The sequence below is a fragment of the Halomonas sp. LMYGS-3 genome (assembly GCF_059509875.1).
On record NZ_JCAKFQ010000013.1, the window covers coordinates 18,092 to 42,162 of the forward strand.

The window sequence follows — 24,071 nt, forward strand, 5'->3', positions numbered from 1 at the left end:
GTAAAGAGGTTAAAGCAGTGGCTAAGGAAAAATTCGAACGTTCCAAACCGCACGTCAACGTCGGCACCATCGGTCACGTCGACCACGGCAAGACCACCCTGACTGCGGCCCTGACCCGCGTTTCTGCCGAGGTGTTCGGCGGCGACTGGCGCGAGTTCGACTCCATCGACAACGCCCCGGAAGAGCGTGAGCGCGGCATCACCATCGCCACCTCTCACGTCGAGTACCAGTCCGAGGCGCGTCACTACGCCCACGTCGACTGCCCCGGGCACGCCGACTACGTCAAGAACATGATCACCGGTGCGGCCCAGATGGATGGCGCCATCCTGGTGGTGTCCGCCGCCGACGGCCCCATGCCGCAGACCCGTGAGCACATCCTGCTCTCGCGTCAGGTCGGCGTGCCGTACATCGTCGTGTTCCTGAACAAGGCCGACATGGTCGACGACGAAGAGCTGCTCGAGCTGGTCGAGATGGAAGTCCGTGAGCTCCTCTCCGAGTACGACTTCCCGGGTGACGACACCCCGATCATCACCGGTTCCGCCCTGATGGCCCTGGAAGGCAAGGACGACAACGGCATGGGGACCACCGCCGTTGCCAACCTGATCAAGGCCCTGGACGACTACATCCCGGAGCCGGAGCGTGCCATCGATCAGCCGTTCCTGATGCCGATCGAGGACGTCTTCTCCATCTCCGGTCGTGGCACCGTGGTCACCGGTCGTATCGAGCGCGGCATCATCAAGGCCGGCGAGGAGATCGAGATCGTCGGCATCAAGGACACCACCAAGACGACTGTCACCGGCGTCGAGATGTTCCGCAAGCTGCTCGACGAAGGTCGTGCCGGTGAGAACGTCGGCGCCCTGCTGCGTGGCACCAAGCGTGACGAGGTCGAGCGTGGTCAGGTCCTGGCCAAGCCGGGCACCATCACCCCGCACACCGTCTTCGAAGCCGAAGTCTACGTGCTGTCCAAGGAAGAGGGTGGTCGTCACACTCCCTTCTTCAAGGGCTACCGTCCGCAGTTCTACTTCCGTACTACCGACATCACCGGTACCTGTGAGCTGCCGGAAGGCGTCGAGATGGTCATGCCGGGCGACAACGTCAAGATGGTCGTCACCCTGATCGCTCCGATCGCCATGGACGAAGGCCTGCGTTTCGCCATCCGCGAAGGCGGTCGTACCGTCGGTGCCGGCGTCGTGGCCAAGATCGTTCAGTAAGTCCCCGGACTGCTGGGTCGATCGAAGGGGGCCCCGGGAGGGGCCCCCTTTCTGCGCACCGCAGGCAGAGTGTTTGACTCTTGCCGGCGGCGTGCCTATAATGCGCATCCTTTGAATGCGTGGGTGGACGGCTCGCGCCGTCGAAATCCATTGGAGTTTAGGGCAAATGCAGAACCAGAAGATTCGCATTCGGTTGAAGGCCTTCGACCATCGCCTGATCGACCAGTCCGCTGCGGAGATCGTTGAGACCGCCAAGCGTACTGGCGCCCAGGTTCGTGGTCCGATTCCCTTGCCGACCAATCGCGAGCGGTACACCGTGCTGATCTCGCCGCACGTCAACAAGGACGCGCGCGACCAGTACGAGATCCGTACCCACAAGCGGGTGCTCGACATCGTCGAACCCACGGAAAAGACCGTTGATGCCCTGATGAAGCTCGACCTCGCCGCCGGCGTGGACGTGCAGATCAAGCTCGACTGAGACCACACTAGACACTCGCGGCCCAGCGCTCGTTCGACCCTGATGGGGCATGAGCAGCAGCCGCCACGCCGGGATGGCGTCATACAACGTGCTAGTGGAATGCTCTGGAAAGGGCAGCCATAGCGGGTGATAGCCCCGTACACTAAAGGAGACTGAGAATGACTATCGGTTTGGTCGGTAGGAAGGCCGGGATGACCCGCGTCTTCACCGAGGATGGCGCATCCGTGCCCGTAACCGTGATCGAGGTTGAGCCCAACCGCGTGACTCGCGTCAAGTCCGTCGAGAGCGACGGCTACGCCGCGGTTCAGGTGACAACCGGCTCCCGCAAGGCCAAGCATCTCACCAAGGCGCAGGCAGGTCTGTACGCCAAGGCGGGTGTCGAGGCCGGTCGTTCACTGATGGAGTTCCGCCTGTCCGAAGGCGACGAGGCTCCGGAAGTGGGCGGCGAACTCACCGTATCCCTCTTCGAAGCTGGTCAGATGATCGATGTGACCGGCACCTCCAAGGGCAAGGGCTTCCAGGGCGCCGTCAAGCGCTGGAACTTCCGCACCCAGGACAATACCCACGGTAACTCCCTGTCGCATCGTGCGCCGGGTTCCATCGGCATGTGCCAGACTCCGGGCCGCGTGTTCAAGGGCAAGAAGATGGCAGGCCAGATGGGCAACGTCCGTTGTACCGTCCAGAGCCTCGAAGTCGTCCGCGTCGATGCCGAACGCAATCTGCTGCTGGTCAAGGGTGCCGTTCCCGGTGCCACCGGTAGTGACGTCGTCGTGCGCAGCGCCGTGAAAGCTGGCTGAAGGGGAGTTTACCGATGAATCTGAATCTTGCTGCAGGCGCCGGTACCGTCGAAGTGTCCGACGCCACCTTTGGCAAAGAATTCAACGAGGCGCTCGTGCACCAGGTCGTCACTGCCTATCTGGCCGGTGGTCGTCAGGGTACTCGCGCCCAGAAGACCCGTTCCGACGTGCGGGGCGGTGGCAAGAAGCCGTGGCGTCAGAAGGGCACCGGTCGTGCCCGTGCCGGCACCATCCGTTCTCCGCTGTGGCGCAGCGGCGGTGTGACCTTCGCGGCGCGTCCGCAGGACCACTCGCAGAAGGTCAACCGCAAGATGTACCGCGCGGCGATGCGCTCGATTCTCTCCGAGCTGGTGCGTCAGGAGCGCCTGGTCGCCGTCGACGAGATCACCGTCGAGGCGCCCAAGACCAAGCAGCTGGTGGCCAAGCTCAAGGAGCTCGACCTGGAGAAGGTGCTGATCGTCACCGAGGACGTCGACGAGAAGCTCTACCTCGCCGCCCGCAACATCCCCAACGTGGATGTGGTGGACGTGGCGGCCGCTGATCCGGTGAGCCTGGTCGCCTTCGACAAGGTGTTGGTCACCGTCTCCGCCCTGCGCAAATTCGAGGAGAAGCTGGCATGAACCAGGAGCGTGTATTCAAGGTTCTGCTTGGTCCGCACGTGACCGAGAAGGCCGCCATGGCTGCCGAACGCAATCAGTACGTGTTCAAGGTGGCCAGCGACGCGACCAAGCCCGAGATCAAGAAGGCCGTGCAGGCCCTGTTCGGCAAGAAGGTCGATCGTGTTCAGGTGCTGAACATGAAGGGCAAGACCAAGCGCACCGCGCAGGGTCTGGGTCAGCGCAAGGGGTATCGCAAGGCCTACGTGACACTGGCCGCCGGCGAAACCCTCGAAGACTTCTCTGGCGCCGAATAAGGGCAGGAGTACGGATCATGGCAATCGTCAAGACTAAACCCACTTCCGCCGGTCGTCGCCACGTCGTCAAGATCGTCGGCGAGGAGCTGCACAAGGGCCGGCCCTATGCGCCGCTGCTCGAGAAGCAGTCGCGCAGCGGTGGGCGTAACAACAACGGTCGCATCACCACCCGTCACGTGGGCGGTGGGCACCGTCAGCACTACCGGATCGTCGACTTCAAGCGCACCAAGGATGGCGTTCCCGCCATCGTCGAGCGTCTGGAGTACGATCCCAACCGTAGCGCCCATATCGCGCTGCTGAAGTACCTCGATGGCGAGCGTCGCTACATCATCGCGCCCAAGGGCGTGCGCGCCGGCGACCGTCTCGAATCCGGCGTCAATGCGGCGATCAAGAAGGGCAACGCCCTGCCGCTGCGCAACATTCCGCTGGGTTCCACCGTGCACTGCATCGAGCTCAAGCCCGGCAAGGGTGCGCAGCTCGCCCGCAGCGCCGGTACCAGCGCCCAGCTGGTCGCCCGTGAAGGCAACTACGCCACCCTGCGTCTGCGCTCCGGCGAGATGCGCAAGGTGCTGGCCGAGTGTCGCGCGACCCTGGGTGAAGTGAGCAACTCCGAGCACAGCCTGCGTCAGCTTGGCAAGGCCGGTGCGAAGCGCTGGAGAGGTGTGCGTCCGACCGTTCGCGGCGTGGCCATGAACCCGGTGGATCACCCGCACGGCGGCGGCGAAGGCCGCACCAGCGGTGGTCGTCACCCGGTGACCCCGTGGGGCATTCCCACCAAGGGCCACAAGACCCGCAAGAACAAGCGCACCGACAAGCTGATCGTCCGTCGCCGCAAGGCCCGGAACTGAGAACTTACGCCAAGACATTAAGAGGTAACGGCTGTGCCACGTTCACTGAAGAAAGGTCCCTTCATTGACCTTCATCTGCTGAAGAAGGTTGAGGCTGCAGTGGAGAAGAGCGATCGCAAACCGATCAAGACCTGGTCGCGCCGCTCCATGATCCTGCCCAACATGGTCGGGCTCACCATTGCGGTCCATAACGGTCGCCAGCATGTCCCGGTGCATGTCTCCGAGGAAATGGTTGGCCACAAGCTGGGCGAATTCGCTGCCACCCGCACCTATCGCGGCCACGCGGCGGACAAGAAAGCCAAACGGTAAGCCAGAGAGGATTGAGAGATGGAAGTCACAGCTAAGCTGCGTGGCGCTCGTTTATCCGCCCAGAAGGCCCGTTTGGTGGCTGACCTGGTGCGCGATAAGCCGGTCGCCGAAGCGCTGGACCTGCTGACCTTCTCGCCGAAGAAGGCTGCCAAGCTGGTCAAGAAGGTGCTTCAGTCCGCCATCGCGAACGCGGAAGAAAACAACGGCATGGATATTGACGAGCTGCGTGTCTCGACCATCTGCGTCGATGAGGGCATGACGCTCAAGCGCATCCGTCCGCGCGCCAAGGGCCGTGCGGATCGCATTCTGAAGCGCACCTGCCACATCACCGTCAAGGTAGCCGAGAAGTAGGAGTCGACCAGATGGGTCAGAAAGTCAATCCAACGGGCATCCGGCTGGGTATCGTCAAGGACCATACCTCCGTCTGGTATGCCGAGCGCGGCGCCTATGCCGACAAGCTCAACAACGACCTCGAAGTGCGTCGCTTCCTGGAGGAGCGTCTCAAGAACGCCTCCGTGAGCCGTATCACCATCGAGCGTCCGGCCAACAACGCCCGCATCACCATTCACACCGCCCGCCCGGGCATCGTGATCGGCAAGAAGGGCGAGGACGTCGACCGTCTACGCCGCGACGTCACTGCGATGATGGGCGTGCCCGTGCACGTCAACATCGAGGAAGTCCGCAAGCCGGAACTCGATGCCAGGCTCGTCGCGCAGAACATCGCCGGCCAGCTCGAGCGTCGCGTGATGTTCCGTCGTGCCATGAAGCGTGCCGTGCAGAACGCCATGCGTCTGGGCGCCGGCGGCATCAAGGTGCAGCTCTCCGGCCGCCTCGGTGGCGCGGAAATCGCCCGCACCGAGTGGTACCGGGAAGGTCGCGTTCCGCTGCACACCCTGCGTGCGGATATCGACTACGCCACCTACGAAGCCAAGACCACCTACGGCATCATCGGTGTCAAGGTCTGGGTCTTCAAGGGTGAAATCCTCGGGGGCATCGAAGAGGTCCGCGCCAAGGCGAAACAGCCGCAGGCCGCGCCCTCCAAGAAGAAAGGTTCCAGGTAAGGGGAGAGCGAGTCGATGTTACAGCCCAAGCGTATGAAGTTCCGCAAGATGATGAAGGGCCGCAACCGTGGCCTGGCACATCGCGGAAGCAAGGTCAGCTTCGGGGAATACGGCCTCAAGGCTACCGGTCGCGGCCGCATCACGGCACGCCAGATCGAAGCCGGCCGTCGTGCGATCACCCGTCACGTCAAGCGTGGCGGCAAGATCTGGATCCGCGTGTTCCCCGACAAGCCGATTTCCAAGAAGCCGCTCGAAGTCCGTATGGGTAAGGGCAAGGGCTCCGTCGAGTACTGGGTCGCCCAGATCCAGCCGGGTCGGGTCCTGTACGAGATCGAAGGCGTTCCCGAGGAGCTGGCCCGCGAAGCCTTCTCCCTGGCCGCCCAGAAGATGCCCCTGTCCACCACCTTTGTGAAACGGACGGTGATGTGATGAAAGCCCAGGAAATTCGTGAAAAATCAGTCGAGCAGCTCCAGGAGCAGCTCTTCGAACTCCTCCGCGAGCAGTTCAACCTGCGCATGCAGAAGGCCACCGGCCAGCTGAGCCAGACTCATCTGCTCAAGCAGGTCCGTCGGGATATCGCCCGGGTGAAGACTGTGCTCAACGAGAAGGCAGGTGACTGAGATGGCCGAAGAAAAGAAAGCCCGTACGCTCACCGGCAAGGTGGTGAGCGACAAGATGGACAAGTCCATCGTCGTGATGATCGAGCGCCGTGAGCGTCACCCGATCTATGGCAAATATGTAAAGCGCTCCACCAAACTGCACGCCCATGACGAGGCCAACCAGGCGAAGGCCGGCGATACGGTCTCCATCCAGGAGTGCCGTCCGCTGTCCAAGAAGAAGTCCTGGACGCTGGTCGAGGTGGTCGAGCAGGCCAAGGGCTGAGCTCGGCGAGAGCAGTCAGATTAGGTTTGGAGAAAACCGATGATTCAGACTCAGACAATGCTGGATGTCGCCGACAACAGCGGAGCGCGCCGGGTGCAGTGCATCAAGGTGCTTGGCGGTTCACACCGTCGCTACGCTCGCGTGGGTGACATCATCAAGGTCACGGTGAAGGAAGCCATCCCGCGTGGCAAGGTCAAGAAGGGCCAGGTCCTCAAGGCGGTGGTGGTTCGCACCCGTAGCGGCGTCCGTCGCCCCGACGGCTCGCTGATCCGCTTCGACGGAAATGCGGCGGTTCTGTTGAACAACACCAACGAGCAGCCGATCGGCACCCGTATCTTCGGGCCGGTGACCCGTGAGCTTCGGAACGAGAAGTTCATGAAGATCATTTCCCTGGCGCCCGAAGTGCTGTAAGGAGCGAGGCGGATATGCAAAAGATCAAACGTGACGACGAAGTGGTCGTCATCGCCGGCAAGGACAAGGGCAAGCGTGGTACGGTCAAGCGCGTCCTCAAGGACGACCGCTTCGTCGTGTCCGGTGTGAACATGATCAAGCGTCACACCAAGCCCAACCCCATGGCGGGTAAGCAGGGCGGTATCGTCGAGCGCGAGGCTCCGATTCACGCGTCCAATGTTGCCATCTTCAATCAGGAGACCGGTAAGGCGGATCGCGTCGGCTTCCAGGTGAAGGAAGACGGTACCAAGGTACGTATCTACAAGTCGACGCAGACGCAGATCGACGCCTAACGCGAGTCGGGTAGCAAAATGGCGAACTTGAAAGAACGTTATCAGAACGAGGTGGTGGCTCAACTCAAAGAGCAGTTCAGCTACGCCAACGTGATGCAGGTGCCGCGGATCACCAAGGTGACTCTGAACATGGGCATCGGCGAAGCGACCAGCGACAAGAAGCTGATCGAGAATGCCATCGGCGACCTGGAGAAGCTCTCCGGTCAGAAGCCGTTGGTGACCAAGGCGCGCAAGTCCATCGCGGGCTTCAAGGTGCGTGAAGGCTGGCCGATCGGGATCAAGGTGACCCTGCGCTCCGAGCGCATGTGGGACTTCCTCGATCGCCTGGTGAATATCGCGATCCCCCGCGTTCGTGACTTCCGTGGTCTCAACCCGAAGTCCTTCGACGGTCGTGGCAACTACTCGATGGGGGTGCGTGAGCAGATCATCTTCCCGGAGATCGAATATGATAAGATCGACCGGATTCGTGGTCTGGATGTCACCATCACCACCACCGCCAACACCGATGAAGAAGGTCGTGCGCTGCTCAGCGCGCTGAACTTCCCGTTCAAGAAATAAGGGTGGGATCATGGCAAAGAAGAGCATGGTAGAGCGTGAGCTCAAGCGCACCAAGCTGGTGGCAAAGTATGCCGCCAAGCGCGCCGAGCTCAAGGCGGTCATCCAGGACGTCAACGCTTCCGATGAAGAGCGCTTCGAGGCAACGCTGAAGCTGCAGCAGCTGCCGCGTGACTCTAGTCCGGTGCGCCAGCGTAACCGCTGCCGTATCACTGGCCGTCCGCACGGCTTCTACAACAAGTTCGGCCTCGGCCGCAACAAGCTGCGTGAAGCCGCCATGCGTGGCGACGTCCCTGGGCTCAAGAAGTCCAGCTGGTAACGCCACGTAGAAACATCAGGAGCGCAACGTAAATGAGCATGCAAGACACTCTGGCGGATATGTTCACCCGTATCCGCAATGCGCAGATGGCCACCAAGGAGACGGTCACCATGCCGTCCTCCAGGCTGAAGGTCGAGGTGGCCCGCGTATTGAAGGAAGAGGGTTACATCAACGACTTCGCGGTGTCCGAAGGTGCCAAGCCGGAGCTGACCGTGACCCTCAAGTATTTCGAGGGCAAGCCGGTCATCGAGCACATCCAGCGGGTTTCCAAGCCGTCCCTGCGCCAGTACAAGGGCAAGGATGCGCTTCCGAAGGTCGCCGATGGCCTGGGTATCGCGATCGTCACCACCTCCAACGGGGTGATGACCGATCGTGCGGCTCGCAAGGCTGGTGTCGGTGGCGAAGTCATCTGCACCGTATTCTAGGAGTTTGGAATGTCCCGCGTAGCCAAATATCCGGTTAAAGTGCCCAGCGGCGTCGACATCAAGCTCGACGGCGACCAGCTGACCGTCAAGGGCAGCCAGGGCACCCTGTCCCTGACCGTTCACACCGATGTGGCAATCGGTCAGGAGGACGGACAGCTGACCTTCGCTCCGAGCGAGACCGCCAAGAGCTGGGCGATGGTCGGTACCACCCGTGCCCTGGTTCAGAACCTGGTCACCGGTGTCTCCGAGGGCTTCACCAGGACCCTCGAGATCAACGGCGTCGGTTACCGTGCCCAGGCAAAGGGCCAGACGCTCAATCTTACACTGGGCTTCTCGCACCCGGTCGACTACACGCTGCCTGACGGTGTCGTGGCGGAAACGCCCAAGAACACCGTGATCGTGCTGAAGAGCGCGGACAAGCAGCGGCTCGGTCAGGTCGCCGCGGAAATCCGCGCCTTCCGTCCGCCCGAGCCCTACAAGGGCAAGGGTGTCCGGTACGCCGACGAGCAGGTGCGTCGCAAAGAAGCCAAGAAGAAGTAAGGCAGGGTTATGAACGCGAAGAAAGAATCTCGTCTCCGTCGTGCCCGCCGCGCTCGCGCCAAGATCCGCGAGCTGGGCGTGTATCGCCTGTGCGTCAACCGTACCCCCCGCCACATCTATGCGCAGATCATCTCGCCGGATGGTGGCAAGGTCCTGGCCAGTGCTTCCACGCTGGACAAGGCCCTGCGCGAGGGTGCGACCGGCAACGCCGATGCCGCCGCGAAGGTGGGCGCACTGATTGCCGAACGCGCCAAGCAGGCAGGCATCACCCAGGTGGCCTTCGATCGCGCCGGTTTCAAGTACCACGGTCGCGTGAAGGCCCTGGCCGACGCCGCTCGTGAAGGCGGCCTGGAATTCTAAAGGGTTTTTACGATGGCGAAGAACGAACAGCAAAGCGGCGATCTGCAGGAAAAGCTGGTGCAGGTCAACCGTGTCGCCAAGGTGGTCAAGGGTGGCCGGATCTTCGGTTTCACCGCCCTGACCGTCGTGGGCGATGGCAAGGGTCGTGTCGGCTTCGGTCGCGGCAAGGCGCGTGAAGTGCCGGTCGCGATCCAGAAGGCGATGGACCAGGCGCGCCGCAACATGATCAAGGTCAATCTCTCCGGCAGCACCCTGCAGTACCCGGTCAAGGCCCGTCACGGCGCCTCCAAGGTGTACATGCAGCCTGCCTCCGAGGGTACCGGGATCATCGCCGGCGGCGCCATGCGCTCCGTGCTCGAGCTGGCCGGCGTCCACGACGTCCTGGCCAAGTGCTACGGCTCCACCAACCCGGTGAACGTGGTGCGGGCGACCGTCAATGGTCTGGCCTCCATGCAGTCGCCGGATGACATCGCCGCCAAGCGCGGTCTGTCTGTCGAAGCGATCACGGGGTAAACACCATGGCAGCAACACTCAAGGTTACCCAGACCCGTAGCACCATCGGCGTCCTGCCCAAGCACAAGGCCACCATGAAGGGCCTCGGGCTGCGCCGCATCGGTCACTCGGTCGAGCTGGAAGACACCCCCGCCGTGCGCGGCATGATTCACAAGGTCAACTACCTTGTGCGCGTTGAGGGAGAGTAATCCATGAAACTCAATAGCCTGAGCCCGGCTCCGGGTTCCAAGCACGCCGAGAAGCGCGTCGGCCGTGGCATCGGCTCCGGTCTGGGCAAGACCGGTGGTCGTGGCCACAAGGGCCAGAAGGCGCGCAGTGGCGGCACGGTCAAGCCCGGTTTCGAGGGTGGCCAGATGCCGCTGCAGCGGCGTCTGCCGAAGTTCGGCTTCACCTCCATGAAGTCGCTGGTCTCCGAGGAAGTCCGTCTGGCCGAGCTGGCCAGAGTCGCGGGTGACGAGGTTACCCTGGAGACCCTCAAGCAGGCCAATGTGCTGAAGGGTGCCACGCAGCACGCGAAGGTGATCCTTTCCGGCGAACTGAACAAGGCGGTCACGGTCCGCGGCCTCAAGGTCACCAAGGGTGCCCGTGCCGCGATCGAAGCCGCCGGTGGCAAGGTAGAGGACTAAATGGCCAAGTCAGGAAAAATGCCGGCGATGGGCAGCGGTCTGAGTGAACTGTGGGCGCGTCTGCGCTTCGTGCTCCTCGCCATCGTGGTCTACCGTATCGGTGCCCACATCCCCGTTCCCGGTATCAATCCTGACCAGCTTGCTGCCTTGTTCAGGGAGCAGCAGGGCACCATCCTGGGCATGTTCAACATGTTCTCGGGCGGCGCCCTGGAGCGCATGAGCATCATGGCGCTGGGCATCATGCCCTACATCTCGGCGTCGATCATCATGCAACTGCTGACCGCGGTCTCGCCTCACCTCGAGCAGCTCAAGAAGGAGGGCGAGGCCGGCCGCCGCAAGATCAGCCAGTACACCCGCTACGGCACCGTGCTGCTGGCGCTCGTCCAGGCCACCGGCATGTCGGTGGGCCTGGCCAGCCAGGGCATCGCCTACACGGCCGACTTCAGCTTCTACTTCACCGCCATCGTCAGCTTCGTGACCGGTGCGGTGTTCCTGATGTGGCTGGGCGAGCAGATCACCGAGAAGGGTATCGGCAACGGCATCTCGCTGCTGATCTTCGCCGGTATCGTCGCCGGTCTGCCCGGCGCCGTCGGCCAGGCCTTCGAGCTGGCTCGCAGCGAAGGTGCGTGGAACGTGCTGCCGTTGCTGGCCCTGTCCGTGCTGGGCATTGCCACCGTGGCCTTCGTGGTGTTCATCGAGCGCGGCCAGCGCCGTATCACGGTGAACTACCCGCGGCGCCAGGTCGGCAACAAGATGTACGCCGGCCAGAGCAGCTACCTGCCGCTCAAGGTGAACATGGCCGGCGTCATTCCGGCGATCTTCGCCTCCAGCATCCTGTTGTTCCCGGCCTCGCTGGGGCAGTGGGTGGGAGCCGGCGAAGGCATGGAGTGGCTGCAGCGTGCCTCCCAGGCCCTGGGGCCCGGACAGCCGCTGTATATCTTGCTTTTCGGCGCGGCGGTGGTATTCTTCTGCTTCTTTTACACAGCGCTGGTCTTCAATCCCAAGGATGTCGCCGACAACCTCAAGAAGTCGGGGGCCTTCCTGCCGGGGATTCGTCCGGGCGAGCAGACCGCTCGCTACGTCGACAAGGTCATGACCCGTCTGACCCTGTTCGGTGCCTTGTACATCACTGCGGTTTCCCTGATGCCCCAGTTCCTGATCGTGGCGTGGAACGTGCCGTTCTTCTTCGGCGGTACCTCGTTGCTGATCGTGGTGGTGGTCATCATGGACTTCATGGCCCAGGTGCAGTCGCACCTCATGTCGCACCAGTACGAGTCGGTGATGAAGAAGTCCAACCTGAAAGGCTATGGTAGCGGCGGCATCATGCGCTGAGCGCTGCGAGCTGGTTTCATGAAAAGCGCCGCAGGCTGGTTCGGAGCGCCGCAGCCGATTTTGGAGAAGGAACGATGAAAGTTCGAGCTTCCGTGAAGAAGATGTGCCGTAACTGCAAGATCATTCGTCGCAATGGCGCCGTGCGCGTCATCTGCAGCGAACCGCGGCACAAGCAGCGTCAGGGTTGATCCTGAGAGCTGTGCTAGACCGGGTGCCGGCATGCCCCTTGCCCTCTGGTAGGGAAAGGGGTATGCTGTTGCGCCTTTTGTAGATGACCAATCGAGCAAGCCGCTCAAGAAAACGCCGAGTGAGTCGGCGAGCGGAGTGAAGCGCAAGGCGCACGGAGCGCAGGAACCGGAGCCTATAGGTATAGGTGAGGATTTCGAGCACCGCGCAACGCAGCGATTCGCCCGCGTAGCCATTCAAGCGGTTTTTCGCAAATTTCGGAGTAAGCTGATGGCCCGTATAGCAGGCGTCAATATCCCGGACAACAAGCATGCGGCGATCTCGCTGACCTATATCTTCGGGATTGGCCGTACTCGCGCTCAGGAGATCTGTGCCGCGACCGGCATCGCGCCGACCACCAAGATCCAGGAGCTCTCCAGCGAAGAGCTGGATGGCCTGCGGTCCGAAGTCGGCAAGTATACCGTTGAAGGTGACCTGCGCCGTGATGTCACGCTGAATATCAAGCGTCTCATGGACCTGGGTTGCTACCGTGGTCTGCGTCATCGTCGTGGTCTTCCGCTGCGTGGTCAGCGTACCAAGACCAATGCGCGTACCCGCAAGGGCCCGCGCAAGCCGATCCGCAAATAACACGCACGTTCTGGCGTAAAGACAGGAATAGACATCAACATGGCTAACCCGCGTAGCAACCGTAAAAAGGTTAAAAAGCAGGTCGTGGATGCCGTTGCGCATATCCATGCCTCTTTTAACAACACGATCGTGACGATCACAGACCGCCAGGGCAACGCTCTCTCCTGGGCGACTGCCGGTGGTTCGGGTTTTCGTGGTTCTCGCAAGAGCACCCCGTTCGCTGCTCAAGTGGCAAGCGAGCGTGCAGCGACTGCTGCAGCCGAGTATGGTGTGAAAAACGTCGACGTGCTGGTCAAGGGCCCCGGTCCTGGCCGTGAATCCGCCGTGCGCGCCCTCAATGCCGCCGGCTTCCGCGTGCAGAGCATCACCGACGCGACGCCCATTCCCCACAATGGCTGCCGTCCGCCGAAGAAACGCCGCGTATAAGGAGACAGATTCATGGCTCGTTACATTGGACCGAAGTGCAAACTGTCTCGTCGTGAGGGGACCGACCTCTTTCTCAAGAGCGGTGTCACCCCCTTCGAGAAGAAGTGCAAATCCGAGCAGATTCCGGGTGTGCACGGCCAGCGCCGTCAGCGTCTTTCCGACTACGGCTTGCAGCTTCGCGAGAAGCAGAAAGTGCGCCGCATGTACGGCGTGCTCGAGAAGCAGTTCCGCAACTACTACAAGGAAGCGGCCCGTCTCAAGGGCGCGACCGGCGAGGTGTTGCTGCAGCTTCTCGAATCCCGACTGGACAATGTCGTCTACCGCATGGGCTTCGGCTCGACGCGCTCCGAGGCGCGTCAGCTGGTCAGCCACAAGGCCATCGCCGTGAACGGCAAGACCGTCAACGTGGCGTCCTATCAGGTCAAGCCCGGTGACGTGGTGTCCGTGCGCGAGAAGGCGAAGAACCAGGCGCGTATCCAGAACGCCCTGGCGATTTCCGCCAACCGCGGCGATGTCGCCTGGATCGACATCGATGCCAAGAAGATGGAAGGCACTTTCAAGGCTCTGCCTGAACGCGGTGACCTGACTGCCGACATCAACGAAAACCTGATCGTCGAGCTGTACTCGAAGTAATCGCCCACGGGTGATGCCGGGCCCGCGGTGCGGGCCCGGTGAAAGAGTACCGAGTATCCGTTTGGCAGCCTGAAAGGTGTTCATATGCAGCGTTCAGTGACAGAGTTTCTCCGTCCTCGCGACATCAAGGTCGAAGAAATCAGCGCACATCACGCGAAGATCGTGCTCGAGCCCTTCGAGCGTGGCTTCGGCCACACTCTGGGCAATGCACTGCGCCGTATCCTGCTCTCGTCCATGCCCGGCTGCGCCGTGGTGGAGGCCGAGATTGCCGGTGTCGACCATGAGTACAGCGCGATCGAGGGCGTCCAGGAAGATGTCATCGAGATCCTCCTGAACCTCAAGGACGTGGCGATCAAGATGCACAGCCGCGACGAGGCGGTGCTCTCGCTGAACAAGCAGGGCCCGGCCGTGGTGACCGCGGGGGATATCGCTCTCGATCATGACGTCGAGATCGTCAATCCCGAGCACGTCATCGCTCACGTCAACGAAGGGGCCGAGCTCAAGATGCAGCTCAAGGTGGCCCGTGGCCGCGGCTATGAGCCGGCAGATGCCCGTCTCGGTGCCGACGACGAGTCCCGCGGCATCGGTCGCCTGCAGCTGGATGCGACCTTCAGCCCCGTGCGCCGGGTTTCCTACGCGGTCGAGGCGGCACGTGTCGAACAGCGCACCGACCTCGACAAGCTGATCCTCAGCCTGGAGACCGACGGCACCCTGGATCCGGAAGAGGCGATCCGTCGCAGCGCGACCATCCTGCAGGAGCAGTTGGCCGCGTTCGTCGACCTGGAAGCCGACAAGGAACAGGAAGTGGAGGAGGAGGAGGATCACATCGATCCGATCCTGCTGCGCCCCGTAGACGATCTCGAGTTGACCGTCCGCAGTGCCAACTGCCTGAAGGCCGAGAATATCTACTACATCGGTGATCTGATTCAGCGCACCGAGGTGGAGCTGCTGAAGACCCCGAACCTCGGCAAGAAGTCCCTGAACGAGATCAAGGACGTTCTGGCAGCCCGTGGTCTGTCCCTGGGCATGCGGCTGGAGAACTGGCCGCCGGCAAGCCTGAAGGACGACAAGGCCTCCGCGTGAGCGTCGACTCGAGTCCCAGTTTGGTAAGGAATCACAACCATGCGTCATCGTAAGAGTGGTCGTCACCTGAATCGCACGAGCTCGCATCGCCAGGCCATGTTCAAGAACATGAGCGTGTCGCTGATCGAGCACGAAGTGATCAAGACAACCCTGCCCAAGGCCAAGGAGCTGCGTCGCGTCATCGAGCCGCTGATCACCCTGGCCAAGCAGGACAGCGTCGCCAACCGGCGTCTGGCCTTCAGCCGTACCCGCTCGAAGGAAGCGGTCGGCAAGCTCTTCAACGAGCTGGGCCCGCGTTACGTCGAGCGTCCGGGCGGTTACGTCCGGATCCTCAAGTGCGGCTTCCGCACCGGCGACAACGCGCCCATGGCCTTCGTCGAACTGGTCGATCGTCCGATCGTCGAGGTCGAGGAAGACGAGGCCGTCGCCGAGGAGTGATCCCGGCAGCGGGCTTCGGCCTGGCAGCGCAACAGAAAAACCGGCTCCCGAAAGGGGCCGGTTTTTTTAGCTTCCAGCTGCCAGCTCAGGTCTCCGCCGCGCTCGCGGCCCGTGGCTCTCGCCCCGTCGCTTGCCTCTCCAGCAGCGGCTTGAGGAAACGCCCGGTGTGCGAGGCCTCCAGCCTGGCCACCTGCTCCGGCGTACCTTCGGCGATGATCCGGCCGCCCCCGGAGCCACCCTCGGGGCCGAGGTCGATGATCCAGTCGGCGGTCTTGATCACATCCAGGTTGTGCTCGATCACCACGACGGTGTTGCCGTGGTCGCGCAGGCGGTGCAGTACGGTGAGCAGTTGGCGGATGTCCTCGAAGTGCAGGCCGGTGGTCGGCTCGTCGAGGATATAGAGTGTCTTGCCGGTGTCGCGCTTGGCCAGTTCGCGGGCCAGCTTGACGCGCTGGGCCTCGCCGCCGGAGAGGGTGGTGGCGCTCTGCCCCAGGTGGATGTAGGAGAGCCCCACGTCCATCAGCGTCTGCAGGCGCCGGGCGATGGCCGGCACCGGGCTGAAGAACGCCAGCGCCTCCTCCACTGTCATCTCCAGCACCTCGTGGATGCTCTTGCCCTTGTAGGCGATCTCCAGGGTCTCGCGGTTGTAGCGCTTGCCCTTGCAGACGTCGCAGGGCACATAGATATCGGGCAGGAAGTGCATCTCGACCTTGATCATGCCCTCGCCCTGGCACGCCTCGCAGCGCCCGCCCTTGACGTTGAACGAGAAGCGGCCGGGCTTGTAGCCCCGCGAGCGGGCCTCCTGGGTGCCGGCGAAGAGCTCACGGATCGGCGTAAAGATGCCGGTGTAGGTGGCGGGGTTGGAGCGCGGGGTGCGGCCGATGGGGCTCTGGTCGATGTCGATCACCTTGTCGAGCTGATCCAGGCCCTCGATGCGGTCGTGGGCCTCCGGCGTCAGGCTGGTGGCCTTGTTGAGCTCCCGGGCGGCGATCGGCATCAGGGTGCCGTTGATCAGCGTCGACTTGCCGGAACCGGAGACACCGGTGACGCAGATCAGCAGCCCGAGGGGTAGCTCCAGGGTGACGTTCTGCAGGTTGTTGCCGGTGGCACCGACCAGACGCAGCACCTTTTCCGGGTTGCCGGGGATGCGCCAGGGTGGTACTTCGATGCGCCGCGTGCCCGCCAGGTACTGGCCGGTGAGCGACCCAGGCGTAGCCATGATTTCCCGAGGCGTGCCCTGGGCGACGATGCGGCCGCCGTGGACCCCGGCGCCGGGGCCGATGTCCAGGACATGGTCGGCGGCGCGGATGGCGTCCTCGTCGTGCTCGACCACGATCACGGTATTGCCCAGGTCGCGCAGGTGCTCCAGGGTCTTGAGCAGGCGGTCGTTGTCGCGCTGGTGCAGGCCGATGGAGGGCTCGTCGAGGATGTACATCACCCCCACCAGGCCGGCGCCGATCTGGCTGGCCAGGCGGATGCGCTGAGCCTCACCGCCGGAGAGGGTATCGGCACTGCGCTCCAGGTTGAGGTAGTCGAGGCCGACGTTGACCAGGAACTCCAGGCGGGCGTGGATCTCGTTGATGATCTTCACGGCGATCTCGCCCTTGCGGCCCGGGAGCTCGAGGCCCCTGAAATAGCTCAGCGCCTCGCCGATCGGCAGGTGAACGATCTCCGGCAGGGGGCGGTCGTCGATATAGACGTGGCGCGACTCCTTGCGCAGGCGCGAGCCGTGACAGGTGGGGCAGGGCTGAACGGCGATATAGCGCGCCAGTTCCTCGCGTACCATGCTCGACTCCGTCTCCCGGTAGCGCCGCTGCAGGTTGGGCAGCACGCCCTCGAAGGGGTGTTCGCGGGTTACCTTGCGCCCGCGGTCGTTGACGTAGCTGAAGGCGATCTCGTCGTGGTCGCTGCCGTGAAGGATGACCTCGCGCTCGTGGCGGGCGAGCTCCTGCCAGGGGGTCTCCAGGGTGAAGCGATAGTGGTCGGCGACCGCCTGGAGCTGGTTGAAGTAGTAGACGCTGCGGCGGTCCCAGCCCTTGATCACGCCCTCGGCCAGCGACAGCTCCGGGTGGCTGATCAGCTTGTCCGGGTCGAAGACCTGCTGCACCCCCAGGCCGTCACAGGTGGGGCAGGCCCCGGCCGGGTTGTTGAACGAGAACATCCGTGGCTCGAGCTCGGCGATGGAGTAGCCGCACACCGGGCAGGCGAAACGCGCCGAGAAGTTGATGTCTTCCTGTTCGCCGTCCATGAAGTGGATCACGGCGACGCCGTCGGCCAGGTTGAGGGCGGTCTCGAACGACTCCGCCAGGCGCTGGGCCAGGCCCTCGCGGACCTTGATGCGGTCGACCACCACGCTGATGTCGTGCTTCTTGTGCTTGTCCAGGGGGGCGATGTCGTCGAGCTCGAGCACCTGGCCGTCGACCAGGGCGCGCACGAAGCCCTGGGCGCGGAGTTCGGCGAGCAGCTGCAGGTGTTCGCCCTTGCGGCCCTTGACCACCGGCGCCAGCAGCATCAGCTTGCTGCCCTCGGGCAGGGCGAGCACCTGGTCGACCATCTGCGAGATGGTCTGGGCCTCGAGGTCCTCGCCGTGCTCCGGGCAGCGGGGGGTGCCGGCGCGGGCGAACAGCAGGCGCAGATAGTCGTAGATCTCGGTGATGGTGCCCACGGTGGAGCGCGGGTTGTGGGAGGTGGACTTCTGCTCGATGGAGATCGCCGGCGACAGCCCCTCGATATGGTCGACGTCGGGTTTCTCCATCATCGACAGGAACTGCCGGGCATAGGTCGAGAGCGATTCCACGTAGCGGCGCTGGCCCTCGGCGTAGAGGGTATCGAAGGCCAATGACGACTTGCCCGAGCCGGAGAGCCCGGTGACCACGATCAGGGCGTCGCGTGGCAGTTCCACATCGATCTGCTTGAGGTTGTGGGTGCGGGCACCCCTGACCAGAATCCTGTCCATTCCCACCTCGAGACGCACGGCAAAGGCTCGATTATACGTCCACCGCCGCATCACCGGCAAAAGCGTTGCCGGGGGGCGGCTTTCCCTGGGGGGTGGCGAGCCGGTAGAATGTGCGGTCCACCAACGGGCAGACGAGGCCCGCTCACGGAATGCCGAAAACCCTATGCGAAAGGTCACTGGACTGCTGTTAGCCACCGAACGGCGTGCCATCGCCGGCCTTGCCGGCCTCTATGCCACGCGCATGCTGGGGCTGTTCATGGTGCTTCCGGTCCTGGCGCTGTATGCCGATGCCCTGGCCGGCGCCACGCCGCTGCTGGTGGGCCTGGCGCTGGGAGTCTACGGGCTCACCCAGGCCGTGCTGCAGATCCCCTTCGGCTTGCTCTCTGACCGCTTGGGGCGCAAGCCGGTGATCGCCGGCGGCTTGCTGCTGTTCCTGCTCGGCAGCGTGGTCGCCGCCCAGGCGGACACCATCGGCGGGGTGATCCTGGGGCGCTGCCTGCAGGGCAGCGGGGCCGTGGCCGCGGCGATCATGGCGCTGCTCGCCGACCAGACCCGCGAGCAGGTCCGCACCGCGGCCATGGCCACCATCGGGCTCTCCATCGGGGTGGCCTTCGCCGTGGCCATGGTGCTGGGCCCCTGGCTGGCGGCGTGGCTCGGGCTGTCGGCGGTGTTCTGGTTCACCGCGCTGCTCGCCGTGCTGGGGCTCGCGGTGCTATGGAAGCTGGTGCCGCCGGCGCCGCGTCGGCTGCGTCACCGCGACGTGGGGCTCGACCGCGACCAGTGGCGGGCGGTCGTCGTCCGCAGCGACCTGTGGCGGATGGACCTATCGATCTTCGCCCTGCACCTGATCCTGATGGCGATCTTCGTCGCCGTGCCGTTCCGCCTGGTGGAGGCGGGCATCGAGCTCGAGCGTCACGGGCTGACCTATCTGGGGATCATGGTGCTGGCCTTCGCCGCCATGGTGCCGCTGGTGATCGTCGCCGAGAAGCAGCGTCAGATGAAGGCGATGTGCCTGCTGGCGATCGTGGCCATTACCCTCAGCCTCGGTGGGCTGGCGGGCCTTGCCTCGGGATGGTGGGGGCTGTTCGGTTGGCTGCTGCTGTTCTTCACCGCCTTCAACCTGCTCGAAGCCACCCTGCCGTCGATGCTCAGCAAGCTGGCCCCGGCCGGCGCCAAGGGGACCGCCATGGGGATCTACTCCACCAGTCAGTTCCTCGGCGCCTTCCTCGGTGGCGTGCTGGGTGGCTTCCTCGCCCAGCAGTGGGGGCTGTCGGCGGTCTTCCTCGGCGGAGCCTTGCTCGGCCTGGTATGGCTGGCGCTGATGGCCGGCATGGCGGCGCCACGCCACCTCTCCAGCGAGGTGGTGGCGTTGGAGGGCGAGCACCATGGCGATGCGCTGGAGACACTGATGGCCCATCTCGCCGAAGTGGCCGGGGTCGAGGACGTGTTGGTGGTGCCCGAGGAGCGCTTGGCCTACCTCAAGGTGGATCGCCAGCGCCTCGACGAGGAGGCGCTGGCGAAGTTGATCGAGTCACGAAGGGGCCACAGCGACGCCTGAGCGGCGTATGATCCGAGATAGGGCGCCTGACGCGCCACCGATACCACAGCATCACGAATTCACGACAGCAAGGAGTCCATCATGGCCCGTGGCGTCAACAAGGTCATTCTCATCGGTAATCTGGGGCAGGATCCGGAAGTGCGCTTCATGCCTTCCGGTAGCCCGGTCGCCAACCTGCGTCTCGCCACCACCGATACCTGGACGGATCGCCAGAGCGGCCAGCGCCAGGAGCGCACCGAATGGCACACGGTGGTGATGTTCAACAAGCTGGCCGAGATCGCCCAGCAGTACCTCAAGAAGGGCTCGCGCATCTATATCGAGGGGCGTCTGCAGACCCGCAAGTGGCAGGGGCAGGACGGCCAGGATCGCTACAGCACAGAGATCGTGGCCAACGACATGCAGATGCTCGACTCCCGTGGCGGTGGTGATGTTCAGGGGGGGGGCATGGCCCAGCAGCAGGGCGGCGGCTATCAGGGCGCTCCACAGCAGCAGCCCCAGGGGGGAAGCTACGGCAACGCGGCCCAGCCGGGCGGTGGCACTGCGGCTCAGCAGGGCGGCGGTTACGGTGGCGGTCGGCCGCAGCAGCGCCCGGCCCCTCAGCCCGCACCGGCCCCCCAGCCGGGTGGCGGCCAGCAGGGCAACTATGGCGCTCCCGACCCGGGCAGCTTCGATGATTTCGACGACGAGATCCCGTTCTGAGTGAGTGAATCGGCCCTGATGCCCCGGTGGCGTCGGGCACCGAAGGAGACGCCGTGAAGCTGCTGATACTCGATGCCGGCCACTGCCTGAGCCTGGCGCTGGCCCGGGAAGCCAACCGGCGTAGCGACACCGAACTGGTCATCGAGGCCGGGCTTGCGCTCGGCGAGGGCCGACTCGAGGAGATCGCCCCCGACGCCCTGGTGATCCCGCCGCTGGCACGGCCGATCAGCGCCGAGCCAGCCGCCGTCACCGCCCATGCCGAGGCGGTGGAGGCGTGCCTGGAGGCCTGCCGAGTGGCCGATGTCCCCCTGGTGTGGTGCGTCTCCGACCAGCTCTACGAGGATGGCTTCGAGGCGCCGATCGACGAGGATGTCATCCCTGCGCCGCGTGACGAGAGTCTGCGCCGGTTGGTCGCCACCGGCGACCGTATCCGCGCCGAGCATCCGCGTCACCTGATCGTGCGGCTGGGGCCGCTGTTCGCCCTGGAAGGCAGTAGTGCCTGGCTGGGTGAGTTGATCGATACTCTGGTGGCCGGCCGGGAACTGCGTGGCGAGTCCGACGTGACCTTCTGCCCGACCTCGGCCGATGCCGTGGCCATGGCGCTGATCGGCATGCTGCAGCAGCAGCACTGCGGTGCCAATGCCTGGGGCAGCTACCATCTGGCCGGTACCGAGCCGGTCAGTGCCTATACCTTCGTCTCCATGGTGCGCACCCAACTGGCGACCCGGCTGGAGGGGCGCGGCGAACACCTCGAACTGGGCAGCGTCAAGGCGCTCCACCACCATCATGATCAGCCGTTGCGCCGGGTGCTCAACTGTCGGCGGGTTCTGGCGGTGTTCGGCGTGCACCAGAAACCCTGGCGGCTGGAGCTGGGTCGCATGCTGGATGCCTGGTGCCGCGCCAACGACCGCTGTCGCCCCGGCACGGAGGTCGAGGAGAGGTCATGAACGTCCTGCGCAGCCTGCTGTTCTATGCCGGTTACTTCCTGGCCATGCTGGTCTGCGGGGTCCTGTTCCTGCCGGTGGCCCCCCTGCTGCCGCTGCCCAAGCGCTATCGGCTGCTCAACCTCTACAACCACTTCATCATCGCCTGGTTCCGGCTGGCCTGCGGGGTGCGTTATGACGTTCGCGGCCGCGAGCGGCTGCCCACCGGACCCTGCGTGATCCTGGCCAATCACCAGTGCGAATGGGAGACGATCTACCTGCAGCTGATCAAGCCGCCGGTGTGCACGGTGCTCAAGCGCGAGCTGCTCAATATCCCGCTGTTCGGTTGGGGGTTGCGCCTGCTGCATCCCATCGCCCTGGATCGCTCGAGGCCGGCCCGGGCGATGAAGCAGGTGCTCACCCAGGGCAAGACACGCCTGGAGGAGGGGCTCTCGGTGCTGATCTTCCCGGAAGGCACCCGGGTAGCGCCGGGAAACCGCAAGCGCTACAACAAGAGCGGGGCAGTGATCGCCTGTCGGGCGGGGAGGCCGGTGGTGCCGGTGGCGCACAACGCCGGCGAGCGCTGGCCGGGCCGGCACTGGGTGAAGAACCCCGGGCGGCTCTCGCTGGTGGTGGGCGACCCCATCGAGACCGTGGGGCGCACGCCCGAGGAGGTGCTGATCGAGGTGGAGGCGTGGATCGAGGCGCGGCTGGCGGAGATCTCCGAGGTGCCGCGGCCGGCGTCGGCCGATTCGCCCGTTGCCGAGAAGCCGACGGCCTGACCCACCGATCGCCCGCTGTCACGACGCAAGAGGCGCCCCATCGGGGCGCCTCTTGCATCTCGGCCGCTGGCGACGAACTCGTCAGTCGCGGAACTTCTCCAGCACCAGGCAGGCGTTGGTGCCGCCGAAGCCGAAGCTGTTGGTGAGCACGCGTTCGACGCTCACGCCGTCGCGCCGAGTGGTGACGATATCGAAGCCGTCGGCCTGGTCGTCCAGCGTCTCGACGTTGGCGGAGGCCGCGATGAAGTCGTTCTCCATCATCAGCAGCGAGTAGATCGCCTCCTGCACGCCGGTGGCGCCCAGAGAGTGACCGGTCAGCGACTTGGTGGAGCTCATCGCCGGGGTCTTGCTGCCGAAGACCTCACGGATCGCCTTGAGTTCGGCGACATCGCCCACCGGTGTGGAGGTGCCGTGGGTGTTGATGTAGTCGATGCTGCCATCCACCGTGGCCAGCGCCTGGCGCATGCAGCGCACCGCCCCCTCGCCGGAGGGTGCGACCATGTCGTGGCCGTCGGAGGTGGCGCCGTAGCCGGTCACCTCGGCATAGATTTTCGCGCCGCGGGCCCTGGCGTGCTCGAGCTCCTCGAGCACCAGCATGCCGCCGCCGCCGGCGATGACGAAGCCATCACGGGCCTGGTCATAGGGGCGAGAGGCCTTCTCGGGGGCATCGTTGTAGTGCGTCGACAGGGCCCCCATGGCATCGAACAGGCACGACAGCGTCCAGTGCTCCTCCTCGCCGCCGCCGGCGAAGACCACGTCCTGCTTGCCCATCTGGATCTGTTCCATGGCGCTGCCGATGCAGTGGGCCGAGGTGGCGCAGGCCGACGAGATCGAGTAGTTGACGCCCTTGATGCGGAAGGGGGTGGACAGGCAGGCGGACACGGTGCTGCCCATGGTGCGGGTCACCCGGTAGGGCCCGACCCGGCGCAGGCCCTTCTCGCGCATCACGTCGGCGGCTTCCACCTGGTTGGCGCTGGAGGCGCCGCCGGAGCCGGCGATCAGGCCGGTACGCTCGTTGGAGACCTGCTCGGGGGTGAGGCCCGCGTCCTCGATGGCCTGGGCCATGGAGACGTAGGCATAGGCCGCGGCATCCCCCATGAAGCGGCGCAGCTTGCGGTCGATCAGGGGATCGAGGTCGATGTCGACGACACCGGCCACCTGACTGCGAAAGCCGCACTCGGCGTACTCCTCCTTGAAGCGAATACCTGAGCGCCCGGCCTTGAGCGCCTCGAGAACCTGTTGCCGGTCGTTGCCCAGGCAGGACACGATGCCCAGGCCGGTGACTACCACTCGTCGCATGGAAGCCTCCTGATCAGAAGTTCGCGGTGGAGGTGAACAGGCCGACGCGCAGGTCATTGGCCTGGTAGATGTCGCGGCCATCGACACATACGGTGCCGTCGGCGATGCCGAGGATCAAGCGCCGGGTGATGATGCGCTTGATGTTGATGCGGTAGGTGACCCTCTCGGCATCGGGCAGGATCTGGCCGGTGAACTTGACCTCGCCGCAGCCCAGTGCCCGGCCACGCCCCGGGTGGCCCAGCCAGCCCAGGTAGAAGCCGACCAGCTGCCACATGGCATCGAGGCCCAGGCAGCCGGGCATCACCGGGTCGCCGGGGAAGTGGCAGTCGAAGAACCACAGGTCGGGATGGATATCGAGTTCGGCGATCAACTCGCCCTTGCCATGGTCGCCGCCATCTTCGTAGATGCGCGTGATGCGATCGAGCATCAACATGTTGGGGGCCGGCAACTGGGCGTTACCCGGGCCGAACAGCTCGCCGCGTGAGCACGCCAGCAGTTCTTCGCGATCAAAGGAGTGTTGCTTGGTCACTGAGTCGTTCCGAGAGTCGA

At 64.2% G+C, this 24,071-nt stretch carries 36 protein-coding genes; 33 read left to right on the top strand and 3 right to left on the bottom strand.

The genetic code is table 11. The features are described 5' to 3' along the window. Nucleotides 1-17: 17 nt before the first annotated feature. The 29 genes from tuf to rplQ all read left to right on the top strand — a co-directional run bounded on the left by tuf (nucleotide 18) and on the right by rplQ (nucleotide 15,305). Nucleotides 18-1,211 carry an elongation factor Tu gene (gene tuf / locus AC5W54_RS13300; RefSeq protein ID WP_495962575.1) on the top strand — a complete coding sequence of 398 codons (1,194 nt, stop codon included), beginning with the start codon at nucleotides 18-20 and terminating at the stop codon, nucleotides 1,209-1,211. Between the two features lie 166 nt (nucleotides 1,212-1,377). After that, complete coding sequence (rpsJ, locus tag AC5W54_RS13305; RefSeq protein ID WP_021819602.1) at nucleotides 1,378-1,689, top strand: 30S ribosomal protein S10; 312 nt, start codon at nucleotides 1,378-1,380, stop codon at nucleotides 1,687-1,689. 158 nt (nucleotides 1,690-1,847) lie between these two features. Next, on the top strand, nucleotides 1,848-2,486 hold the full coding sequence (rplC, locus tag AC5W54_RS13310) for a 50S ribosomal protein L3 (RefSeq protein WP_495962576.1): 639 nt from the start codon (nucleotides 1,848-1,850) through the stop codon (nucleotides 2,484-2,486). A 14-nt stretch (nucleotides 2,487-2,500) separates the two neighbouring features. Beyond that, complete coding sequence (gene rplD / locus AC5W54_RS13315) at nucleotides 2,501-3,106, top strand: 50S ribosomal protein L4 (protein WP_495962577.1); 606 nt, start codon at nucleotides 2,501-2,503, stop codon at nucleotides 3,104-3,106. Continuing rightward, nucleotides 3,103-3,399: a 50S ribosomal protein L23 gene (gene rplW, locus AC5W54_RS13320; protein ID WP_495962578.1), complete on the top strand. Its 297-nt coding sequence runs from the start codon at nucleotides 3,103-3,105 to the stop codon at nucleotides 3,397-3,399. The genes rplD and rplW overlap by 4 nt, the downstream gene beginning before the upstream one ends. 17 nt (nucleotides 3,400-3,416) lie before the next feature. Continuing rightward, on the top strand, nucleotides 3,417-4,247 hold the full coding sequence (gene rplB / locus AC5W54_RS13325; RefSeq protein ID WP_495962579.1) for a 50S ribosomal protein L2: 831 nt from the start codon (nucleotides 3,417-3,419) through the stop codon (nucleotides 4,245-4,247). 33 nt (nucleotides 4,248-4,280) lie between these two features. Beyond that, nucleotides 4,281-4,556 carry a 30S ribosomal protein S19 gene (gene rpsS, locus AC5W54_RS13330; protein WP_008959165.1) on the top strand — a complete coding sequence of 92 codons (276 nt, stop codon included), beginning with the start codon at nucleotides 4,281-4,283 and terminating at the stop codon, nucleotides 4,554-4,556. 18 nt (nucleotides 4,557-4,574) lie between these two features. Continuing rightward, a complete protein-coding gene (rplV, locus tag AC5W54_RS13335; protein WP_495962580.1) occupies nucleotides 4,575-4,907 on the top strand; it encodes a 50S ribosomal protein L22 in 333 nt (110 codons plus the stop codon). 11 nt (nucleotides 4,908-4,918) lie between these two features. After that, nucleotides 4,919-5,617 carry a 30S ribosomal protein S3 gene (rpsC, locus tag AC5W54_RS13340; RefSeq protein ID WP_495962581.1) on the top strand — a complete coding sequence of 233 codons (699 nt, stop codon included), beginning with the start codon at nucleotides 4,919-4,921 and terminating at the stop codon, nucleotides 5,615-5,617. Nucleotides 5,618-5,632: 15 nt separating this feature from the next. Next, a complete protein-coding gene (gene rplP, locus AC5W54_RS13345) occupies nucleotides 5,633-6,046 on the top strand; it encodes a 50S ribosomal protein L16 (RefSeq protein WP_110285363.1) in 414 nt (137 codons plus the stop codon). Continuing rightward, complete coding sequence (rpmC, locus tag AC5W54_RS13350; RefSeq protein WP_010626474.1) at nucleotides 6,046-6,237, top strand: 50S ribosomal protein L29; 192 nt, start codon at nucleotides 6,046-6,048, stop codon at nucleotides 6,235-6,237. Before rplP ends, rpmC begins: the two co-directional genes overlap by 1 nt. Before the next feature lies 1 nt (nucleotide 6,238). After that, a complete protein-coding gene (gene rpsQ / locus AC5W54_RS13355) occupies nucleotides 6,239-6,499 on the top strand; it encodes a 30S ribosomal protein S17 (protein ID WP_346300295.1) in 261 nt (86 codons plus the stop codon). A gap of 39 nt (nucleotides 6,500-6,538) precedes the next feature. Further along, complete coding sequence (gene rplN, locus AC5W54_RS13360; protein ID WP_008959163.1) at nucleotides 6,539-6,910, top strand: 50S ribosomal protein L14; 372 nt, start codon at nucleotides 6,539-6,541, stop codon at nucleotides 6,908-6,910. Between the two features lie 14 nt (nucleotides 6,911-6,924). Next, nucleotides 6,925-7,242, top strand: a complete 318-nt coding sequence (gene rplX / locus AC5W54_RS13365) for a 50S ribosomal protein L24 (protein ID WP_495962582.1) — start codon at nucleotides 6,925-6,927, stop codon at nucleotides 7,240-7,242. 18 nt (nucleotides 7,243-7,260) lie between these two features. Then, nucleotides 7,261-7,800 (top strand): 50S ribosomal protein L5, encoded by a 540-nt coding sequence (gene rplE, locus AC5W54_RS13370; protein ID WP_421417157.1) that lies wholly within the window; start codon nucleotides 7,261-7,263, stop codon nucleotides 7,798-7,800. Nucleotides 7,801-7,810: 10 nt separating this feature from the next. Continuing rightward, nucleotides 7,811-8,116: a 30S ribosomal protein S14 gene (gene rpsN / locus AC5W54_RS13375; protein ID WP_110285361.1), complete on the top strand. Its 306-nt coding sequence runs from the start codon at nucleotides 7,811-7,813 to the stop codon at nucleotides 8,114-8,116. 32 nt (nucleotides 8,117-8,148) lie between these two features. Beyond that, nucleotides 8,149-8,541 carry a 30S ribosomal protein S8 gene (gene rpsH / locus AC5W54_RS13380; RefSeq protein WP_495962583.1) on the top strand — a complete coding sequence of 131 codons (393 nt, stop codon included), beginning with the start codon at nucleotides 8,149-8,151 and terminating at the stop codon, nucleotides 8,539-8,541. A gap of 9 nt (nucleotides 8,542-8,550) precedes the next feature. Beyond that, complete coding sequence (gene rplF / locus AC5W54_RS13385; RefSeq protein ID WP_495962584.1) at nucleotides 8,551-9,081, top strand: 50S ribosomal protein L6; 531 nt, start codon at nucleotides 8,551-8,553, stop codon at nucleotides 9,079-9,081. A 9-nt stretch (nucleotides 9,082-9,090) separates the two neighbouring features. Further along, nucleotides 9,091-9,441, top strand: coding sequence for a 50S ribosomal protein L18 (gene rplR, locus AC5W54_RS13390; protein WP_102626746.1), 351 nt, complete (start codon nucleotides 9,091-9,093; stop codon nucleotides 9,439-9,441). A 12-nt stretch (nucleotides 9,442-9,453) separates the two neighbouring features. Then, nucleotides 9,454-9,954 carry a 30S ribosomal protein S5 gene (rpsE, locus tag AC5W54_RS13395; protein ID WP_495962585.1) on the top strand — a complete coding sequence of 167 codons (501 nt, stop codon included), beginning with the start codon at nucleotides 9,454-9,456 and terminating at the stop codon, nucleotides 9,952-9,954. A gap of 5 nt (nucleotides 9,955-9,959) precedes the next feature. After that, nucleotides 9,960-10,142, top strand: a complete 183-nt coding sequence (gene rpmD / locus AC5W54_RS13400) for a 50S ribosomal protein L30 (protein WP_102626776.1) — start codon at nucleotides 9,960-9,962, stop codon at nucleotides 10,140-10,142. Between the two features lie 3 nt (nucleotides 10,143-10,145). After that, nucleotides 10,146-10,580, top strand: a complete 435-nt coding sequence (gene rplO / locus AC5W54_RS13405; protein WP_495962586.1) for a 50S ribosomal protein L15 — start codon at nucleotides 10,146-10,148, stop codon at nucleotides 10,578-10,580. Beyond that, the gene (gene secY / locus AC5W54_RS13410; RefSeq protein WP_495962587.1) at nucleotides 10,581-11,912 is read left to right on the top strand and encodes a preprotein translocase subunit SecY; all 1,332 of its coding nucleotides are present in this window, start codon (nucleotides 10,581-10,583) and stop codon (nucleotides 11,910-11,912) included. Between the two features lie 74 nt (nucleotides 11,913-11,986). Next, nucleotides 11,987-12,100, top strand: a complete 114-nt coding sequence (rpmJ, locus tag AC5W54_RS13415) for a 50S ribosomal protein L36 (RefSeq protein WP_008959154.1) — start codon at nucleotides 11,987-11,989, stop codon at nucleotides 12,098-12,100. A gap of 268 nt (nucleotides 12,101-12,368) precedes the next feature. Beyond that, nucleotides 12,369-12,725: a 30S ribosomal protein S13 gene (rpsM, locus tag AC5W54_RS13420; RefSeq protein ID WP_282720203.1), complete on the top strand. Its 357-nt coding sequence runs from the start codon at nucleotides 12,369-12,371 to the stop codon at nucleotides 12,723-12,725. A gap of 39 nt (nucleotides 12,726-12,764) precedes the next feature. After that, nucleotides 12,765-13,151: a 30S ribosomal protein S11 gene (gene rpsK, locus AC5W54_RS13425; RefSeq protein WP_009723883.1), complete on the top strand. Its 387-nt coding sequence runs from the start codon at nucleotides 12,765-12,767 to the stop codon at nucleotides 13,149-13,151. A 12-nt stretch (nucleotides 13,152-13,163) separates the two neighbouring features. After that, nucleotides 13,164-13,784 carry a 30S ribosomal protein S4 gene (gene rpsD / locus AC5W54_RS13430; RefSeq protein ID WP_495962588.1) on the top strand — a complete coding sequence of 207 codons (621 nt, stop codon included), beginning with the start codon at nucleotides 13,164-13,166 and terminating at the stop codon, nucleotides 13,782-13,784. An 84-nt stretch (nucleotides 13,785-13,868) separates the two neighbouring features. After that, nucleotides 13,869-14,867 carry a DNA-directed RNA polymerase subunit alpha gene (locus tag AC5W54_RS13435; protein ID WP_495962589.1) on the top strand — a complete coding sequence of 333 codons (999 nt, stop codon included), beginning with the start codon at nucleotides 13,869-13,871 and terminating at the stop codon, nucleotides 14,865-14,867. 39 nt (nucleotides 14,868-14,906) lie between these two features. Then, entirely contained in the window at nucleotides 14,907-15,305 is a 399-nt protein-coding gene (rplQ, locus tag AC5W54_RS13440; RefSeq protein ID WP_495962590.1) for a 50S ribosomal protein L17, read from the top strand. A gap of 85 nt (nucleotides 15,306-15,390) precedes the next feature. Here the strand turns inward: rplQ and uvrA are convergent, their stop codons facing one another. Next, nucleotides 15,391-18,261, bottom strand: coding sequence for an excinuclease ABC subunit UvrA (gene uvrA / locus AC5W54_RS13445; protein WP_495962591.1), 2,871 nt, complete (start codon nucleotides 18,259-18,261; stop codon nucleotides 15,391-15,393). 163 nt (nucleotides 18,262-18,424) lie between these two features. Between uvrA and AC5W54_RS13450 the strand changes: the two genes are divergently transcribed. The 4 genes from AC5W54_RS13450 (at nucleotide 18,425) to AC5W54_RS13465 (ending at nucleotide 22,223) form a co-directional block, all read left to right on the top strand. Beyond that, nucleotides 18,425-19,819 (top strand): MFS transporter, encoded by a 1,395-nt coding sequence (locus AC5W54_RS13450; protein ID WP_495962592.1) that lies wholly within the window; start codon nucleotides 18,425-18,427, stop codon nucleotides 19,817-19,819. Between the two features lie 81 nt (nucleotides 19,820-19,900). After that, nucleotides 19,901-20,518, top strand: coding sequence for a single-stranded DNA-binding protein (locus tag AC5W54_RS13455; RefSeq protein WP_495962593.1), 618 nt, complete (start codon nucleotides 19,901-19,903; stop codon nucleotides 20,516-20,518). A 53-nt stretch (nucleotides 20,519-20,571) separates the two neighbouring features. Beyond that, entirely contained in the window at nucleotides 20,572-21,465 is an 894-nt protein-coding gene (locus tag AC5W54_RS13460) for a sugar nucleotide-binding protein (RefSeq protein WP_495962594.1), read from the top strand. Next, nucleotides 21,462-22,223, top strand: a complete 762-nt coding sequence (locus AC5W54_RS13465) for a lysophospholipid acyltransferase family protein (protein WP_495962595.1) — start codon at nucleotides 21,462-21,464, stop codon at nucleotides 22,221-22,223. Before AC5W54_RS13460 ends, AC5W54_RS13465 begins: the two co-directional genes overlap by 4 nt. 81 nt (nucleotides 22,224-22,304) lie before the next feature. Here the strand turns inward: AC5W54_RS13465 and fabB are convergent, their stop codons facing one another. Continuing rightward, nucleotides 22,305-23,522 carry a beta-ketoacyl-ACP synthase I gene (gene fabB / locus AC5W54_RS13470; RefSeq protein WP_495962596.1) on the bottom strand — a complete coding sequence of 406 codons (1,218 nt, stop codon included), beginning with the start codon at nucleotides 23,520-23,522 and terminating at the stop codon, nucleotides 22,305-22,307. A 13-nt stretch (nucleotides 23,523-23,535) separates the two neighbouring features. Further along, nucleotides 23,536-24,051, bottom strand: coding sequence for a 3-hydroxyacyl-[acyl-carrier-protein] dehydratase FabA (fabA, locus tag AC5W54_RS13475; protein WP_495962597.1), 516 nt, complete (start codon nucleotides 24,049-24,051; stop codon nucleotides 23,536-23,538). Nucleotides 24,052-24,071: the final 20 nt, after the last annotated feature.

What these genes read in the sequence shown, in the direction of transcription:
- rpsJ (WP_021819602.1), top strand. Translation starts at nt 1,378, where the DNA reads ATGCAGAACCAGAAGATTCGCATTCGGTTGAAGGCCTTCGACCATCGC.
- rplC (WP_495962576.1), top strand. Translation starts at nt 1,848, where the DNA reads ATGACTATCGGTTTGGTCGGTAGGAAGGCCGGGATGACCCGCGTCTTC.
- rplD (WP_495962577.1), top strand. Translation starts at nt 2,501, where the DNA reads ATGAATCTGAATCTTGCTGCAGGCGCCGGTACCGTCGAAGTGTCCGAC.
- rplW (WP_495962578.1), top strand. Translation starts at nt 3,103, where the DNA reads ATGAACCAGGAGCGTGTATTCAAGGTTCTGCTTGGTCCGCACGTGACC.
- rplB (WP_495962579.1), top strand. Translation starts at nt 3,417, where the DNA reads ATGGCAATCGTCAAGACTAAACCCACTTCCGCCGGTCGTCGCCACGTC.
- rplV (WP_495962580.1), top strand. Translation starts at nt 4,575, where the DNA reads ATGGAAGTCACAGCTAAGCTGCGTGGCGCTCGTTTATCCGCCCAGAAG.
- rpsC (WP_495962581.1), top strand. Translation starts at nt 4,919, where the DNA reads ATGGGTCAGAAAGTCAATCCAACGGGCATCCGGCTGGGTATCGTCAAG.
- rplP (WP_110285363.1), top strand. Translation starts at nt 5,633, where the DNA reads ATGTTACAGCCCAAGCGTATGAAGTTCCGCAAGATGATGAAGGGCCGC.
- rpmC (WP_010626474.1), top strand. Translation starts at nt 6,046, where the DNA reads ATGAAAGCCCAGGAAATTCGTGAAAAATCAGTCGAGCAGCTCCAGGAG.
- rpsQ (WP_346300295.1), top strand. Translation starts at nt 6,239, where the DNA reads ATGGCCGAAGAAAAGAAAGCCCGTACGCTCACCGGCAAGGTGGTGAGC.
- rplN (WP_008959163.1), top strand. Translation starts at nt 6,539, where the DNA reads ATGATTCAGACTCAGACAATGCTGGATGTCGCCGACAACAGCGGAGCG.
- rplX (WP_495962582.1), top strand. Translation starts at nt 6,925, where the DNA reads ATGCAAAAGATCAAACGTGACGACGAAGTGGTCGTCATCGCCGGCAAG.
- rplE (WP_421417157.1), top strand. Translation starts at nt 7,261, where the DNA reads ATGGCGAACTTGAAAGAACGTTATCAGAACGAGGTGGTGGCTCAACTC.
- rpsN (WP_110285361.1), top strand. Translation starts at nt 7,811, where the DNA reads ATGGCAAAGAAGAGCATGGTAGAGCGTGAGCTCAAGCGCACCAAGCTG.
- rpsH (WP_495962583.1), top strand. Translation starts at nt 8,149, where the DNA reads ATGAGCATGCAAGACACTCTGGCGGATATGTTCACCCGTATCCGCAAT.
- rplF (WP_495962584.1), top strand. Translation starts at nt 8,551, where the DNA reads ATGTCCCGCGTAGCCAAATATCCGGTTAAAGTGCCCAGCGGCGTCGAC.
- rplR (WP_102626746.1), top strand. Translation starts at nt 9,091, where the DNA reads ATGAACGCGAAGAAAGAATCTCGTCTCCGTCGTGCCCGCCGCGCTCGC.
- rpsE (WP_495962585.1), top strand. Translation starts at nt 9,454, where the DNA reads ATGGCGAAGAACGAACAGCAAAGCGGCGATCTGCAGGAAAAGCTGGTG.
- rpmD (WP_102626776.1), top strand. Translation starts at nt 9,960, where the DNA reads ATGGCAGCAACACTCAAGGTTACCCAGACCCGTAGCACCATCGGCGTC.
- rplO (WP_495962586.1), top strand. Translation starts at nt 10,146, where the DNA reads ATGAAACTCAATAGCCTGAGCCCGGCTCCGGGTTCCAAGCACGCCGAG.
- secY (WP_495962587.1), top strand. Translation starts at nt 10,581, where the DNA reads ATGGCCAAGTCAGGAAAAATGCCGGCGATGGGCAGCGGTCTGAGTGAA.
- rpmJ (WP_008959154.1), top strand. Translation starts at nt 11,987, where the DNA reads ATGAAAGTTCGAGCTTCCGTGAAGAAGATGTGCCGTAACTGCAAGATC.
- rpsM (WP_282720203.1), top strand. Translation starts at nt 12,369, where the DNA reads ATGGCCCGTATAGCAGGCGTCAATATCCCGGACAACAAGCATGCGGCG.
- rpsK (WP_009723883.1), top strand. Translation starts at nt 12,765, where the DNA reads ATGGCTAACCCGCGTAGCAACCGTAAAAAGGTTAAAAAGCAGGTCGTG.
- rpsD (WP_495962588.1), top strand. Translation starts at nt 13,164, where the DNA reads ATGGCTCGTTACATTGGACCGAAGTGCAAACTGTCTCGTCGTGAGGGG.
- AC5W54_RS13435 (WP_495962589.1), top strand. Translation starts at nt 13,869, where the DNA reads ATGCAGCGTTCAGTGACAGAGTTTCTCCGTCCTCGCGACATCAAGGTC.
- rplQ (WP_495962590.1), top strand. Translation starts at nt 14,907, where the DNA reads ATGCGTCATCGTAAGAGTGGTCGTCACCTGAATCGCACGAGCTCGCAT.
- uvrA (WP_495962591.1), bottom strand. Translation starts at nt 18,261, where the DNA reads ATGGACAGGATTCTGGTCAGGGGTGCCCGCACCCACAACCTCAAGCAG.
- AC5W54_RS13450 (WP_495962592.1), top strand. Translation starts at nt 18,425, where the DNA reads ATGCGAAAGGTCACTGGACTGCTGTTAGCCACCGAACGGCGTGCCATC.
- AC5W54_RS13455 (WP_495962593.1), top strand. Translation starts at nt 19,901, where the DNA reads ATGGCCCGTGGCGTCAACAAGGTCATTCTCATCGGTAATCTGGGGCAG.
- AC5W54_RS13465 (WP_495962595.1), top strand. Translation starts at nt 21,462, where the DNA reads ATGAACGTCCTGCGCAGCCTGCTGTTCTATGCCGGTTACTTCCTGGCC.
- fabB (WP_495962596.1), bottom strand. Translation starts at nt 23,522, where the DNA reads ATGCGACGAGTGGTAGTCACCGGCCTGGGCATCGTGTCCTGCCTGGGC.